The 15334-nt window shown below is 68.1% G+C and carries 13 protein-coding genes; 5 read left to right on the top strand and 8 right to left on the bottom strand.

The window, feature by feature from the left end; genetic code table 11:
- Position 1 precedes the first annotated feature (1 nt).
- Positions 2-892: a hypothetical protein gene (locus QHF84_RS44420; protein ID WP_281319674.1), complete on the bottom strand. Its 891-nt coding sequence runs from the start codon at positions 890-892 to the stop codon at positions 2-4.
- Positions 893-1111: 219 nt separating this feature from the next.
- On the opposite strand from QHF84_RS44420, the gene QHF84_RS44415 reads away from it, so the two are divergent.
- The 4 genes from QHF84_RS44415 (at position 1112) to QHF84_RS44400 (ending at position 8440) form a co-directional block, all read left to right on the top strand.
- A complete protein-coding gene (locus QHF84_RS44415; RefSeq protein WP_281319673.1) occupies positions 1112-2272 on the top strand; it encodes an endonuclease/exonuclease/phosphatase family protein in 1161 nt (386 codons plus the stop codon).
- Positions 2269-3096, top strand: coding sequence for a hypothetical protein (locus QHF84_RS44410; protein WP_281319672.1), 828 nt, complete (start codon positions 2269-2271; stop codon positions 3094-3096). Before QHF84_RS44415 ends, QHF84_RS44410 begins: the two co-directional genes overlap by 4 nt.
- A gap of 71 nt (positions 3097-3167) precedes the next feature.
- A complete protein-coding gene (locus QHF84_RS44405; RefSeq protein ID WP_281319671.1) occupies positions 3168-7013 on the top strand; it encodes a serine/threonine-protein kinase in 3846 nt (1281 codons plus the stop codon).
- Between the two features lie 23 nt (positions 7014-7036).
- On the top strand, positions 7037-8440 hold the full coding sequence (locus QHF84_RS44400) for an FAD-dependent monooxygenase (RefSeq protein ID WP_281319670.1): 1404 nt from the start codon (positions 7037-7039) through the stop codon (positions 8438-8440).
- On the opposite strand, the gene QHF84_RS44395 is transcribed toward QHF84_RS44400, so the two are convergent.
- Genes QHF84_RS44395 through QHF84_RS44385 form a run of 3 tightly spaced genes read right to left on the bottom strand, consistent with a single transcriptional unit; the run spans position 8437 to position 10729 of the window.
- On the bottom strand, positions 8437-9165 hold the full coding sequence (locus QHF84_RS44395) for a glutathione S-transferase family protein (RefSeq protein WP_281319669.1): 729 nt from the start codon (positions 9163-9165) through the stop codon (positions 8437-8439). The genes QHF84_RS44400 and QHF84_RS44395 overlap by 4 nt on opposite strands.
- 10 nt (positions 9166-9175) lie before the next feature.
- Complete coding sequence (locus tag QHF84_RS44390; protein WP_281319668.1) at positions 9176-9619, bottom strand: hypothetical protein; 444 nt, start codon at positions 9617-9619, stop codon at positions 9176-9178.
- A 30-nt stretch (positions 9620-9649) separates the two neighbouring features.
- Positions 9650-10729: a lysylphosphatidylglycerol synthase transmembrane domain-containing protein gene (locus QHF84_RS44385; RefSeq protein ID WP_281319667.1), complete on the bottom strand. Its 1080-nt coding sequence runs from the start codon at positions 10727-10729 to the stop codon at positions 9650-9652.
- A gap of 263 nt (positions 10730-10992) precedes the next feature.
- On the opposite strand from QHF84_RS44385, the gene QHF84_RS44380 reads away from it, so the two are divergent.
- The gene (locus QHF84_RS44380; RefSeq protein WP_281319666.1) at positions 10993-12369 is read left to right on the top strand and encodes a hypothetical protein; all 1377 of its coding nucleotides are present in this window, start codon (positions 10993-10995) and stop codon (positions 12367-12369) included.
- Between the two features lie 37 nt (positions 12370-12406).
- Here the strand turns inward: QHF84_RS44380 and QHF84_RS44375 are convergent, their stop codons facing one another.
- The 4 genes from QHF84_RS44375 to QHF84_RS44360 form a co-directional block, all read right to left on the bottom strand.
- Entirely contained in the window at positions 12407-13291 is an 885-nt protein-coding gene (locus tag QHF84_RS44375) for a heparin lyase I family protein (RefSeq protein WP_281319665.1), read from the bottom strand.
- A 64-nt stretch (positions 13292-13355) separates the two neighbouring features.
- Positions 13356-13991, bottom strand: a complete 636-nt coding sequence (locus tag QHF84_RS44370) for a hypothetical protein (RefSeq protein WP_281319664.1) — start codon at positions 13989-13991, stop codon at positions 13356-13358.
- Positions 13988-14452 carry a hypothetical protein gene (locus tag QHF84_RS44365; protein WP_281319663.1) on the bottom strand — a complete coding sequence of 155 codons (465 nt, stop codon included), beginning with the start codon at positions 14450-14452 and terminating at the stop codon, positions 13988-13990. The genes QHF84_RS44370 and QHF84_RS44365 overlap by 4 nt, the downstream gene beginning before the upstream one ends.
- Positions 14453-14554: 102 nt before the next feature.
- Positions 14555-15214, bottom strand: coding sequence for a hydrolase (locus QHF84_RS44360; protein ID WP_281319662.1), 660 nt, complete (start codon positions 15212-15214; stop codon positions 14555-14557).
- Positions 15215-15334 lie beyond the last annotated feature (120 nt).

The following is a 15334-nucleotide window of genomic DNA, read 5'->3' as shown; positions in this document are numbered from 1 at the left end:
CTTACTTGGCGTAGTTGGCCATGTCGGTGCGCACCGGGGCGATGATGCCCGCCCAGGCGCCGTTCGCGTAATGGTTGTACTGCTCGGACGTGTCGACGAGCTCGACGTTGTGGTACGACCATTTCGCCTTGCCGTTGCTCGTCGCGCCCGAGCCCGTCGTGAGCGTGCCGTCGCAGAAGAGGTCGCCCGCGTTGCAGAAGCCGCCCGTCACGGAGACGCCGCCCGTCGAGTGGTACCCGACCGCCTCGTCGTCCTGGCCGGCCAGCGTGGCCGAGTAGAGCGTGCCCTTCGCGCCCGCGAACATGTAAAACCATTTTCCGCGGGTCTGGTTGTGGTCGTAGAGGCCGCGCATCACGGCCGTCTTCAGGTCGTCCGTGAGCGCGTCGCTCACCGCCCAGGCGCCGATGTTCGCGAGCTCGCTGCCGCCGCCCGCGCCGCTCGCGATGTCGACCCAATGGATGTTCCATCCGGTCTGCGTACCGCCCGCATTGCCGCACGTGCCGTCGGCCGCGGGGCTCGCGTTCTTGATGCTGCGCGTCGAGCCGCCGTACTGCGCCAGCGCATAGCCGATCTGGGCGTCGCCCGCGCTGTGGGCGGCGATGTAACACCAGTTCGCGCCCGTACAGTAGCAATCGAGGGCGTCGCGGATGCGGAAGTTCTGCTCGGAGATGTGGCTCTTGCCGTCCCAGTTGACGGCCTTCTTGTTGATGCCGGCCGAGGTCGCCGACGAACCCCAGTACGAGAAGTCGGTGTAATTGCCCGCCTTGGTCGCCGTGCCGGTGTTCCGGCCGTGAATCCAGAGCGAGTAGTTCGTCGCCGACGCGTCCGGAGCGACGAGGAGCGCGGCGGCAGCCAGAGGTGCGAATGCGAGGAGGAGAGAGGCGCGGGACATCCTTCGAGGAGAATCGAGGGGGGCGTGGGTGTCAAGCGGGAACCCGGCGCGCGTGATTCGAAGGAATTGCAGAATCGCAGCGCTTTTCCGCACAGGCTGAACGGCACCGTGAGCAGGGGTGGTCCGAATGGTGATCAGGTGGCGCGCATGCAGAGGTCCGTGACGGGGGGCCGTAAGGATCTTTCAACGGTCGGGGCGTGGGGGGTAGCATGGACGGTCATGGGACTCTTCACCCGCCGCAGCGCGTCCTTCGCGCTCTCGATGTCGGCGCTCCTCGCCTTGCTCCCGGCCTGCGAGCCGCTCGCGGACGACATGGACTTCGTTCGCCAGGAGGTCCAGGTCACGACGCGCAGCACGCTCGTGCCGCCCGCGGATGCCGCGCCTGCCACGCTCAAGGTCATGGCCTGGAACGTGAAATACGGCGCCGCGCGGATCGACTTCTGGTTCGATTACTGGGGCGACCGCGTGCAGATGACCCGACACGAGGTCCTCGAGAACATGGCCGACCTCTACCGCCTCGTGAACGAGTACGATCCCGATATCCTCATGACCGAGGAGATCGAGGTGAACTCCCGGCGCAGCGCCTATTACGACATGGTGCAGGGCATGCTGGAGGCCACGAGCCTCAACTACGCGGCCTACATCCAGACCTGGAACAGCCGCTACATCCCCTCCGAGGGCGTCGGCCGGATGGATCTCGGCAACGCGATCTTCTCGAAATACCCCATCACGTTCGCCGAGCGGATCCGGCAGGAGGATCGCACCGATCAGGACGCGGTCACGGCCAAGTTCTACATTCACCGCATGATCGGGCGCGCCGTGATCGACGTGGGCGCGGGCAGGGACGTGGCCGCGTACGTGGTGCACACCGAGGCCTACGACCTCGACGGCACGAAACGCCGGCAGATCGACCAGATCTACGACGAGATCAAAAAAGAGACGCTCCCCTTCGTGATCGGCGGCGATTGGAACGAGCTGCCCCCGACCGCGATCAAGCTGGTCGGTTTTCCCGACGAACACCCGAGCTCGATCGGCACCGAATACGAGCAGCCCCCGTACACGCCGGAGATCATGCAGAAGTATTACGACGATTTCGTGCCCTGGGTGAGCCTCGAAGCCTACGGCACCACCGAGGTCGATCAGCGGCGGTATTTCACGCATACCGTGGCCGGGCCGCTGCACCCGGACGAGCAGGGCAATCCGCAGTTCTGGAACCGCACGCTCGATTATCTCTTCGTCTCGAAGGCCGATGCCTGGGCGCCGGGCTCGACGGATGTGCTCCAGGAGCCCGGGAGGCAAGGGATCAAGAGTGATCCCTTGCTCCTCAGTGATCACGCGCCGGTCGTGGGGACGTGGGTGCTCGGGGGAGGGACGCCGTGAAACGAGCGTGTTTTGCCGTGATCGGGCTTTTCGCCCTGCTCTCGCCGGCCCTCGCCGAGGCCGAGCCCATGGATGCGCGCGAGACGGCGCGTGTTCTGGGCAAAGGAAAGGTCTCCGGCGGGCTCATGTCGCCCTTCGAGCTCGGGCTCGGCGGCGGCTGGGAGGTCACCACGATGATCGTGCCGTGGCTCTTGCTCTCGCCGAACTTCACGTTCCGCGGCGAGCTCGGCCACCTCGGCAAGGGCGTCGTGGTGACGGGCGAATACGGACTTTCCGTTCCGACGGGCGCGATGCGCCTGACGCAGGGGTATCTGTTCCCGACGTGGGAGAATTCGGGGCAGCGGCCCGGCTGGGTGGTCGCGCCGACGGCGGGGCTCTTCGTCTCGGGCGGCGAGCGCGGGGTTTTGACGGGGCGGCTGGAGACGACGGTCGGCCTCTCGCTCGGCGAAAACCCCGCGACGCCTCTCGAGACGTACGCGCCGCTCGAGCTCTTGTTCGCGCCGGCGCTGAACGGGTTTCGGGTCCGGACGGGCCTCGCCTACGATTACGCGATCCTCGATTGGCTCCGGGCGCGCGCCGCCGTGAACGGATATGCGATCGGGCGGAGCCCCGCCCCGCCGCGCTCGCCGTTCTACGCGAGCGCCGAGGTCGGGATCGAGATCGGGCTCGGCAAGACGGTGCGCGTGGCGCTCGGGGGGATCTGGTACAATTACGATCAGCGCGAAAAGGTCCTCGAAAAAGGAGACGACGGGCGGTGGCGCAGAGTCCCCGTGCGCTCGAACGATTTTTTCCCGACGTTCGACTTGATTCTGCGGCCCCGGTGAAGCGAGGCTAGGGGTTCCTCTTTTCCCCTCTCCCGCCGGGAGAGGGGGTGGGGGTGAGGGGAGCTTCCACCGTGGAAAATCTCGTGCAATTGCCGTCGGTCTCCGAGGAGCTCAGCCGGCGCTTTCTGATCCGCCGCTGCCTCGGGCAGGGCGGTTTCGGCGTGGTGTACGAGGCGTTCGATCGATCCCTCGGCTCGGACGTCGCCCTGAAGGCGCTGCTCTCCATGGATCCGGCGGCGCTTTATGCCTTCAAGCAGGAGTTTCGCGCGCTCGCCGACGTCGCGCACGACAACCTCGTCGGTCTGCACGAGCTCTTCTTCGACGAGGGCCGCTTCTACCTGACGATGGAGCTCGTGCGCGGCGTGAGCTTCCTCCGCCACGTGCGCCCGAGCCGCGAAGGGCGGAGCGACGCGTCGGCGATCACGCTCCCGCCCGTGCCCACGGCCAAGCGCGCGATGGCCGCCGAGTTCGCGACGGCCGTGACGATGGACCTCCCCGCCGTCGCCGGGCCGCACGGGACGATCGCCATGGCGACCTTGCCCCTCGACGGGAGCCAGCCGCCGCGCCCGCCGCTCAAGCAGTCCGACGCGCAAGGCGAGCTCGACGTGGATCGGCTGCGGCAGAGCCTCGTGGGGCTCGCGAAGGGCGTCGCCGCCATTCACCGCACGGGCCGCGTGCACCGCGATCTCAAGCCCTCGAACGTGCTCGTGACGCAGGAGGGCCACGTAAAAATCCTCGATTTCGGGCTCGTGGGATCGTTCGAGTCGCTCGCGCGTGATCGCGTGCTCGTGGTGGGCACGCCCGCGTACATGTCGCCCGAGCAAGCGACGGGCGCGTCGGGGGATGGAAGCTCCGATTGGTATTCGGTCGGGGTGATGCTGTACGAGGCGCTCACGGGCATCGTGCCGCACCTCTTCGAAGGGACGAGCGTCGAGGATCTGCTTTACGCGAAGCACCTCGTCGATCCGCCCGATCCGCGGGAGATCGCGCCCGACGCGCCGGCCGATCTGTCGGAGCTCGCCCTCGGGTTGCTCGCCCGAGACCCGAACGTGCGCGCGGGCGCCGACGATATCTTTCGGGTGGCCCGCGCCGCGCGGGAGAGCGCCCCGCCCGCGGCGCCCGTGACGCGCGGCGCGAAGCCGAGCTTCGTGGGCCGCGCGCGCGAGATCGCGGCCATGCGCGAGGCGTGGGACGCGTGCGTCCGGGAAAACCAGCCCGTGGTGTTGCACGTGCATGGCACGTCCGGGATGGGCAAGTCGGATCTCGTGCGGCATTTCCTGGATGCGCTCGCCGAGGAGCGCGCGCCGCTCGTGCTCGAAGGCCGCTGCCACGAGCGCGAGTGGGTGCCGTACAAGGCGTTCGACGGCGCGATCGACGCGCTCGCGCGGCTGCTCGGGGAGATCGATCCCGAGGATCGCGGGGCGCTCTTGCCCCCCGGTTTGTCCTCGCTCGCGCGCCTTTTTCCGGTGCTCGGGAGGCTCGCGGACGAGGGGAGCGAGCCGGAAGCGCCCGACCCGCACGAGCTCCGGCGGCGCGCGTTCGAGGCCCTGCGCAGGCTCTTCGTGAACCTCGCGGAGGAGCGGCCGGTGGTGCTCTACCTCGACGATCTGCAATGGGCCGACGCGGACAGCGCGGCGCTGCTCGAAGCCCTGCTCGCGGCGCCGGCACCGAAGCTTTTCCTCATCGCGAGCTACCGGACCGAGGAGGCGCGCGGGAGCGAGCTCGTCGGGCGTTTGCCCTCGGCCCACGCGCCTCTGCCGGGCCTTCTGGCGCACGAGGTCGTCGTGGGGCCACTCGCGACCGCGGATGCCGAGGCGCTCGCGCTGTCGATCCTCGGTGAAGACGGCGAGGAGGCGCGGCGGACGGCGGCGCGGATCGCGCGGGAAGCCGCGGGAAGCCCGTTTTTCGTGCAGGAGCTTTCGAGGTACCTGCTCGCCGGTCATACGAGCGAGGGGCTCGACATGCGTGGGGTCGTGGCGGCGCGCGTGGCGTTGCTCCCGGCGCCGGCGCGGCTCGTGCTGGAGATCGTGAGCACGGCAGGCCGGCCGATCGAGCCCGTGCTGATCAAGGAGGCCGCGGCGCTCGGGGACGAGGAGAATCGCCGCGCGCTCGCGGTGCTGCGGGCCGAAAGCCTGCTCCGCGCGAAAGGCGGGCGCGACGAGGCGCGCGTCGAGACGTACCACGACAAGATCCGCGAGTGCGTGGTGCAAGGGCTCGTCGAGGCGGATCTGCGCGCGCGGCACCGCGCGCTCGGCCACGCCATGGAGACGATGAGCAATGCGGATCCGGAGGCGCTCGCCATGCACTTCCGGACGGCTGGCGAGCCTTCGCGCGCGCGGGCGTACATGGAGCGCGCGGCGCAGCGGGCGGAGCACGTGCTCGCGTTCGATCGGGCCGCGACGTTGTATCGGCTGGCGCTGGAGCATGCCGAAGCGGCGGATGTGGGGGCGCTCGAGTTATCGCTGGCCAGCGCGCTGGCGAAGGCCGGGCGCGGGGCCGAGGCGGCGAACGTCTTTCTCTCCGCGGCGACGAAGCTCGACGCGCGCCCGGCGCTCGTGGCGCGTCAGCGGGCCGTCGAGCATTTTTTGCGCGCGGGGCATGTGGACGAAGGCCTCGCCGCGGCCCGGGAGCTCCTGCCGGCCGTGGGGCTTCCTTACCCCGCGACGCCGCGGCGCGCGTTCGTCAACGTCGCCGTGGCCCGCGTGAAGCAGAGGCTCCGCGGCTACGATTTCCAGGAAAAACCCGAGCAGGCGATCGAGCCCGCGGTGCTCCACCGCATCGATCTCTGCTGGTCGCTCGGCAATGGGCTCGGCGGCGTCGACGCGGTCCGCGGCGCCGATTTCCAGGCGCGGCACCTCGCGCTCGCGTTGCAAGCCGGCGAGCCTTACCGCATTGCGCGGGCCTTCTCCTGGGAGGCCGTGCTCCGCGGCCTCGGCGGCGGGGAACGGAACATCGCCGAGGCGCGGGATCTCGCGGCGCGGGCCGAGGCGATCGCGCTCCGCATCGGCCATCCGCACGCGCTCGCGTGGTCGTGCGCGGGCAAGGCGCTCTCGGCGCACAACGGCTACGAGTTCCGCGAGGCCGTGGTGCTCTGCGAGCGCACGATCGCGCTCTTCCGGGAGGCGTGCAGCAACATCGCCTGGGAGATCGCGTCGATGTACGCCTGGTGGCTCCTCACGGCGCTCTTCTACGTCGGCGACGTCCGCGATCTGCTCGACCTCCTGCCGCGCTGCCGGAGCGAGGCCGATGCGCTCGGCGATCGCTACATGGAGACCGCGCTCGGCGTGCTCATGGCGCCGATGGGCCTGCTCCTCGAAGACCGACCCGAGGAGGCCCTCGCGTCGAGCAAACACGCCCTGTCGCGCTGGAGCACGCGTGGCTACCACACGATGCACTGGGGCGCGTTTTATTCGAGCACCATGGCCCTGCTCTATCTCGGTGAAGGGAGCCGCGCGTACGCGAACGTGCACGCCGAGAGCGGCGCCCTTCACGATGCGATGATGCCGCGTACCGCAAAATCAATCCGGCTGCGGCTCTTCGATCTCCAGGCGCGAGCGGCGCTCGCCCGGGCGCGTGAGGTCGCGAATCCCGAGCCCCTCGTCCGCGAGGCCCTCTCCCTCGCCGAGCGCCTCGAGCAGGAGCGATCCAACTGGTCCGACGCCTGCGCGCTCGGCATTCGCGCGGCCGTCTTCGCGCGGCGCGGCGACGTCGATCGCGCCCTCGTCTATCATGCACGCTCGCGCTCTTCGTTCCGCCGCTCGGACATGGAGCTCTACGCGCGCCTCACCGAGCGCCGCATGGGCGAGCTCGAAGGCGGCGAGGCGGGGCGGGCGCGCATCGCCGCGGTCGACGGGTGGCTCGGCGCGCAGGGCGCCCCGCGGGCGGAACGCCTCGCCCGGGCCTTGATCGCTTTCTGACCTCGCTTTACGAGACTTCGAGCATGCAGAAACACGCGGTCGTCATCGGTGCGGGCATGTCGGGCCTCTCGGCGGCGCGGGTGCTCGAGCGATTCTTCGAGAGAATCACGGTCCTCGATCGGGACGATCTCCCGGAGGGGCCCACCGCGCGCGCCGGGGTGCCGCAGGCGAGGCACGTGCACGCCCTCGTCACGCGCGGGGCGAAGGAGCTCGAGGCCATGTTCCCGGGCTTCCTCGCCGAGTACGAGGCCAAGGGCGCGCACGGGCTCGACGTCGCGTACGACGGCACCATCCTGCGATATTCGGGCTGGCAGCAGCCGATGCGGAGCGGCTGCACGGTCTATCTCGCGACGCGTGATCTGACGGAATCGATCGTGCGCCGGCGGCTGCGGGAAGACGGCCGCGTGGAGATCCTGCCGCGGACCGAGGCGACGGGCCTGTACGTTCGTCCGGACGCACCCGGCCGGGTCGCGGGCGTGCTCGCGGTGCGGCGGGGCGGCGGGACGAACCTCACGCTCCCGGCCGATCTCGTGGTCGACGCGAGCGGCCGCTCGTCGAAGGCGCCTTCGTGGCTCGCTTCGCTCGGCGCCGAGGTCCCGCGCGAGGAGGTGGTGGATTGTTACTCGGGGTATAGCTCCCGCTGGTACGAGGCCCCCGAGCAAATGCCGCCCGATGTCTGGTGGAAGATGGTCTGGCTCGACCCTTCGCCCGAGGAAAACCATTTCATCGGCGGCGTGCTCTTCCCGGTCGAGGGCCGCCGCTGGATCATCACGCTCGTCGGGTACGCCAAGCATTACCCGCCGAGCGACGAGGAGGGGTTTTTCCGGACGCTCGGCGCGTTGCGCTCGCCGGTCCTTCAGCGCATGGCGGAGCTCGGCCGACCCATCTCGCCGGTTTATTCGAGCCGCGCGAACCAGAACCGTCTGCGCCGCTTCGACAAACTCGCCCATCCTTTGCCGGGGTTCGTCGCCGTGAGCGACAGCGTCTGCACGTTCAACCCGATGTATGGTCAGGGCATGACCGTGGCCACGCTCTCGGCGCGCGCCCTCGAATCCACGCTGGAGCGGGTCTCGCTCGGGGATTCGGGCTTCGAGCGGGTCTTCTTCGGCAATCAGCAGCGCGCGATCAAGGACGCGTGGAACCTCGCGACGAGCGCCGACATGCGGTTTCCGGGCGCGAAGAGTGATCTGCCGAGGCCGTCGAGATTCGGGGCGTTTTTCGGCAACGCCATCCTGCACACGATGATCCGCGACGCCGAGGTGCTCCGGCGGGTGACGCCCGTGTATTACATGATGAAGCCGACGCGTTCGCTCTTCGAGCCGGAGCTCGCGGCGCGGATCCTGCTCGGCGGCGCGGCGCACATGGCCGAATCGCGCCTCCATCCGAGGCCGATCGCGAAAGACCCGCCGCCGCGCCCCGAGAGCTAGGTCAGAGGCTCGTTCGCCCAGTACCTCTCGCGGATCCGCTCGCAGAACGCGACGAGGTTCGCCTTCTCCAGCGCGCGCGCCTTCACCGGGTTCTCGGGGGGTGAAAAGACGATCGGCGCGAGCAGCCCGTACGCCGTCGTGTCGAGCGTCGAGGGCGCGTCGTCCATGAAAAACGGTTTGTCGCCGAGCAATTCGGAGGCCGCGTCCACGAGCGAGCGGCCCATGGAGTACACCTCTTCACGCGTGTGCCGCCCGATGCCCTGCGCCTTGAGCATGCTGCGCGTCTGCCGCTGCGCGAACGAGAGGAGCGGAGACACGGCGAAGCGCGGGACCCCGCCGGCCGCCATGCCCTGCGCGATCACGGGGCGCACGTGGGCGAAATCCTCGTCGCGCCACCAGCGCAGGTACACGAAGATGAAATAGAAGTCGGCCTCGAACATCGATTTCATGGCGAGGCCGAGCGCACGCTCCTTCGGGCCGAACCGGCCGTCGTTCAATCGATCGCCGTGCTTCTCGATGAGGTAATCGATGATCTGGCTCGAATCCGGGATCAGCCGGTCGCCGTCCGCCGCGTAGGGGATTTTTCCCTTGGGCGCCTTGCGGAAATCGCCGAGCTCGCTGCGATACGGCAGGCCCGCCATGCGCAGCCACGTCTCGAGCTTGATGACGAACGGACCGAGGTCGGGCAAGCCAAACGCGGGGCCGAATTTGTAAACCGTCAGCATGATCGTTCCTTCAGGGATTGGCTCCGTCCTTGCCGTCCTTGTTGCCGTCGTTCTCGGGCGGCGGGGGCGGGGGCTCGGGCCTTCGCGGCGGATCGCCGTACTCGACGTGGAGCTTTTTCGCGAGCGCGTCGACGATCATCCGCTCGTGGTAGCTCGGCATCGTGGCGAGCTGCACCGTCACGCGCACGACGTCCTTGCCGCTCTTCACGATCTCGATCGAGCCTGCATGCACGCGTTTTCCGCTCTCGGGGCTCGTGTACTTGAAGAGCAGGTAGCCGTGCTCGGGATCCTTCTCGGTGATCTCGAGCCCGAGATCCACGCGGACGAGGCGAACCGCGGTGCCCCACGTCTGCTCGAAGGTGTAGGGCGACTCGTAGGCCGTGGCCGCGAGCGCCTCGCGTTCGAAGGCGGGCACGAGGGCCACGCCCCCGAGGAGGAACGCGCAAAGAGCCATGCCCCGGAGCCTTCGTCGCATTCCCAGCATTTACCCCAAGGCTTCGGCCTTGGGAAAGCTTTCCGGCGCCCGCCGCAAGAGCCTCATCCCGAGCCCGAGCGCGACGAGGTGGAATCCCACCTGGGACACATAAAGCAGGAACACGAACGCGGAGCCGGTGCCCAGGAGCACGTCCTCGGGGAAAAACATGGCGAGGGCCATGTACGTGGCGAGCTGAAACGCGCCGAAATACCCGGGCCCCGAGGGGACGAGGATCCCGATGCCGAGGCAGCCCATGGTGACACACGCCTCGGCCAGCGTGATCCCCGAGAGCCCCGTTCCCCAGGCGAGCAGCCAGACCCCCGCGGCATTGATGCTCCAGTACGCGGCCGTCTCCAGGAGGAACGGCACGAGGTGGCGCGGCGAGGGCAAGAAGCGGATGCCCTGCGCGACACGGTCGACGATGTCGGCGACACGCGTGCCGAGCGGCGCGGAGACGAGGCCGAAGACCTTTTGGGTCGTGCGGCGGGCGAAGTCGCGGGCGAAATAGAAGACGGCCATCGCGAGGAAGGCCGAGCAAAAGAGAAAAAGCACGCCCATGGCGGCGCTGGGCACGGCGGCGACGGGGACCTTCAGATCGCCGATGTGATCGGGGAGCGGGTCGAGCGGCGTGGCGCGGCGGAGGCCGATGAAGAGGATGGTGCTGAGCGCGAGGCCATCGATGATGCGCTCGGCCCCGACGCTGCCCGTCGCTTCCCACATGCGGATGGAGCTGCGGGTGGTGATGAGGTAAGGCCGGACGACCTCGCCGCTGCGGAGAGGCGAGAGGAGGATGGCGCCGAAGCCGACCCAGGAGACGACGACGACCTCGCGGAGGGAGAGCCGGCCGAGGGGTCGGAGCAGGTGGCGCCAGCGCGCCGCGCGGAACCAGTGGACCGCGGCGAGGGAGGCCACGTAGGCGACGACGGTCCAGGGGCGGAGGTGGTCGAACGCGCCGTCCGGCGGGTAGATGGGGAGGCCGCCATCGAGGAGGATCCAGACGAGGCCGAGGCCGCAGAGGAGGGAGATGGCGAGGCGGCTGCGCCAGGGGGTTTGGGGGCGTAGCTCGGCTTGTCCGGGCGTAGCCCCCAAGCGCTGAAGAGCCTGGGGGCGTAGCTCGGCTTGTCCGGGCGTAGCCCCCGAGCGCTGAAGAGCCTGGGGGCGCGCGGGGGCGTCGCTCGTCTCGGGCTGAACAGGCTCGTCCGCGGCGGACACGGCGCGCAGGGTGGCAGGACGAACGGGCGGGGGCAAGGCGGAAGCGGAGGCGGGGCGGCCGTGGGGAACGGCTCTCCGCGGGCGAGGTGCATCTTAACGGGTTCTTTGCCCTCCGTGCTCGCTTGGGCAAAGAGGCGGACATGAGATATCGCGACGTAGCGCTCGGACTCGTGGGGTTCTTCGTTTTCGCGTGCGGCGGCAAGTCCGCCCTCGAAGTGGAAAGCGGCGCTGGCGGCGGCGGCGCTGGCGGCGGCGGAGGCGCTGGCGGCGCCGGCGGGAGCAGCAGCGTAAGCTCGTCCAGCACCGGCGGCGGAGGCGTCGGACCTGGCGCGCCTTATAGCCTGATGCTCTCGGGCAAGCTCGCGACGTACCCCCTCACCGTCGCGCCCGACGGCTCCGCCTGGGTGCTCGGCGGGGTCTCCACCGAGGAAATCCCCGGCTACCCCGTATGGGAGAGCGCCTGGATCGTGAAGCTCGATCCCTATGGCAACATCGTGTTCAAAGGGACCATCGACGGTCCGGACATCGACGTCGAGCCCATCGCCATCAAGACCGACGCGGAAGGCAACGTGCTTTTCACTGGTTATGCGAAGCGCAACCCGGCGTCGCAGGCGGACCTCGATTTTTGGGGGAACAAGTTCCAGACCTATAACGAGGCTCCGTTCGTCGTGCGCCTCGATCCCAGCGGAAACATCCGATGGGCCTACGTCACCGACAGCCAGCAGACCCCCAGCGATCCGCCCGCGTATCGCTTCAACGACGTCGGCGCCGACGGCAAGGGCAACGTGTATGTCGCCGCTTGGATTTCGAGCCCGTTCGTGTCGGACCAGACCGACTCCGAGGTGTCGATTCGATCGCCCGAAGCCATGCTCCAGGACGCACACACGATGCCGGCGATGAAAACCGTGTTCTGGAAGATCGACGTGGAGCCGAATGGGGACTTCTGGCTCGCGCGCTCCTCGTATTATCAAAAAGCGCGGGTGCAAAAATTCAAAAAATGGGGGCAGATGGAGCTCGAGGTGACCGAGAGCGTGTGCTGGGTCGATGCGTTCGCCTTCGCGCCCGACGGCAAAGAAGGATATTTCATGGCCCGCGCCGAGGACCCCGCCGAGCATTGTTTGGCCTCCCTGCAGCACCACTCGCTCGACGGGAGCAGCGATTGGTTCGTCGAGGGAGAAGAATTCTACGCCGTCCACACGACGCTCACGAGAAGCGCCCCCGGGCGCGCATGGCTCGGCCTCGGGCTCGAAGGGACCATCCACATCAACGGGTCGACGCTCACTGGCCCGTCTTATGAAGACATCACCGTCGCCGAGATCGACGAGCAAGGGACTTTCTTGCAGTCCGCGACGTACGGAGGGCCCGGGGAGGATTACGCTGTTCAAATCGCGCTCGACAGCGAAGGCCGTCGGTACATGGCCGGATACTTCACGAGCCAGATCGACTTCGGACAAGGCGCGCTCGTGAACGAGAGCGGACAGCCGCGCGCCATTTTCGTGACCCGGCTGGATCCTTGAAGGATCACCCCGGGCGAGGCCATGGCGCAGTGGGGCCTTACTTCAGGGCTTCGGCGAAGGCCGTCATGGCGGTCTCGTCGCGGGTCACGAAGACTTCGTCCACGAAAAACACCTGGTCGGGGACGATCTCCGGGTTTCGGTAAAGTCCGAGCTTGAAGTATTGCGAGGCGTCGCTCCACATGGTGCTGCCCTCGTACGTGTGGACGAGCTGCCCGTTCACGAACCACTGGACCCGGCCGTCGGCCCCGCGCGACCAATGGTGATGGATGCGCACGTCGATCCACTGGTCCTTTTCGATCGGCGTCACCGCGCGAAGGCGGTCCTGCACGATGAGCCCGAAGAGCGGGCGCTCGAGCATAGCGTCGGAGAAGCCGACGACGGTCGCGAGCTCTCCGTTCGCCATGAGCGCCTGCACCTTCGGATCCGCGCTCGAAAGCCACAGGTAATTGACCGAGACCGCCGGGCCGCGTGTCTCGATGTCGTCCCAGCTCTGCCCTTTCTGGCAATCGGGCTGATCGTGCCATTGACCCATCACCTGCCAGTTGGCCCTGCCCTGCGCGTCCTCCACGCGGTCGATGTCGGGAAAGCTCGGATCGAGCCGGATGCTCCATGCGTAAAATGCGTCGCTGCCCGCGCGATCCTGGTTGTCCCAGGTGAGCTCGGAGCGCACGCCGCCGTTCGCGACGTCGCCTTTTCGCGCCCGGAGCTTGAGCGCGCCTGCGCCTTTGCGGGTCGGGGACGAGACGAGCGTGAAGTTCTCGGGGATCCCCTCGGCCTCGCCGGACCACGTCTCTTCGAGCTTCGCTTGCTCGAAGTCCGCGCGAATCTCACCGGCGTGTGGGGCTAGGCATGCGACCGGATCGCCGCCGGACGAGCAGGCGGCGAGAAGCGGCAGCAGAAAAACGAGACGGAAAGGATGCATGCACGCAGCATAGTATGACCGTCGACGCAGGACGAGAGCGAGGCGAACGCACCGCACCGAGGAGCTACGGCCGATCCGGGGTCAAGAATTGCCAGAGCGCGAAGTACGCGAGGATGTGCACGCCCCACAGGCTGAGGACCGCGCCGAGGAGAATGCCGAGGACCTTGAGCCATCCCAGCGGCTCGGGGGCGACGGTCTCCGGGTCCCGTTCGTCCGCCTCCGCCTGCGCGGCATCGACGCGCACCATGAAAAGGCCCCAGAGGAGCGGGGAGAGGACGAGGTTCAGCACGGGGACGAGCTGCACGAGGCAAGCAACGAACGCGAGCGTCGACGGGACGCTGACCGAGCGCGCATGATTTCGCTGGAGGTGACGCTCGACGGCGCCGCAGAGGCCCGTGTTGGCGACGAAGAGCCAGTAGACGCCATAAACGGGGATGAACAGCTTCCAGAGCGCCTCGTCCGGCTCGATGCGCTGGCCATCGTAGGCCCGACGGTGCGGCTTTGGAATGCGTGCCCAGGCTTGATGAAGCCACGCGAACCCGAGGGCCACCCCCACGAGCATGCCGAGGACCTGATCCTGGAGGAACGAGGCTCGGTCTTGCCGCACGCCGAAGCCGGCCGCGACGAGCAGGGCGGCGCGCACGAGCAGAAGGCCGACGTACGCGCGCGTGAGGTGACTCCATCGACGAAAGGACATCATGGCCGAGATGCATTCTCCGAGCGCCCCGCGAGCTCGTAGGCCGATCGAAACGGTTCCTCCGGGTCGTCCAGCTCATCACTCCCGTGGAACAGCTCCCAGCCGGGACCGAGCGCGCGCAGATCGACCGTGCCATCGGCCGTCTCACCACGCAACATTTCCGTGGGATCGCCGCCATGGCGAGGGGCACCGCGGCGAAGGGCGACGGTGAGGCGTCCTCGGTGAAACGCGAAGATACGCGCCGTGCGCTCGTGGGCCATGATGTTGTACCGGTCGAGCGTGCATCGCGACGCGTCGGGGCAGCCGCGGCCATAATCGTGAAAGAAGATTTGGCCTCCTTCATCGAAGGGGCTCCCCTCCGTGCCCGCCTCGAAAAACCGAACGTCCTCCGGGCTCCGGAGCCCGAGACATCGAAGCACGTCGTGGTTGTCGGGCTGCGCGAAGAGGGCTTCGACGGTCAACATGGTCCGCCGAAGATTTTACCACGGAGTCCGGCGCCTGGGGGAGCGCGGAGGGCGCTCGTCACCGGGGAGGCGCGTAGGCTCGTTCTCCCGGGATGTTCCGATTCACTTCGCCGGGGGCGGCGTCGCGAGGAGCTGCTGCTCCCACGTGTAGCTCGTGCCGACGTTGCCCATGTGCTCGAGCATGAGCTTTGCCATGTCGGAGAGCGTGGCCGTGCGGGCCCAATCGCGTTGCAGCTCGGAACCGAACACCATCCAGGTGAGGGGCACGGCGCCGGCCTGGATCATGCGCTGAATGGCCACCTCGTGCGCCTCGACGGACACGCCGCCCGAGGCGTCGGTCACGATGTAGACCTCGTAGCCCTCGCCGAGCGCGTGAATGACCGGAAACGCGAGGCAGATCTCGGTCCACAGCGCGGCCATGACGATCTTCTTCTTGCCGGTCTTCTTCACCCATTCGACGACGCGCGCGTCCTCCCAGGTATTGATGAAGGTGCGGTCGATGGGCTTTTGCTCGGGGAAGACGGCCTGGAGCTGCGGAATGAGGTATCCGCCGCGCGCCTCGACGACCGTGGTCAAGAGCGTCGGCACGCCGAACGTCTTTGCGGTCTTGGCCAGGGCCACGACGTTGTTGATGATGGTCTGGGTATCGTGGCTGCGCAGGCCGGCGAATTGAAAGGGCTGGTGATCGATGAGGATCAGCGCGCAGTTGTCGGGCGTGAGCAGGGCTCCGAGGCCAGCCTTCGGGTTTTGGGGGGCGTTCATGTCGGTCTCCACGGCAGCAAGGGGTCGAAAGCTCGTGGACCCGGCGCCGAGGGCGGCGGGTCGCTGTCCGAGGCGGAGGATGAAGGGGGGCGTCCCCTCGCAGTAGGGGGGAAGCCGCGG

Source organism: Polyangium sp. y55x31 (genome assembly GCF_029946505.1).
In the GTDB taxonomy this organism is placed as follows: domain Bacteria; phylum Myxococcota_A; class Polyangia; order Polyangiales; family Polyangiaceae; genus Polyangium.
Note: the sequence above shows the minus strand (reverse complement) of the source record. Positions and strands in the feature narration are given on the sequence as shown.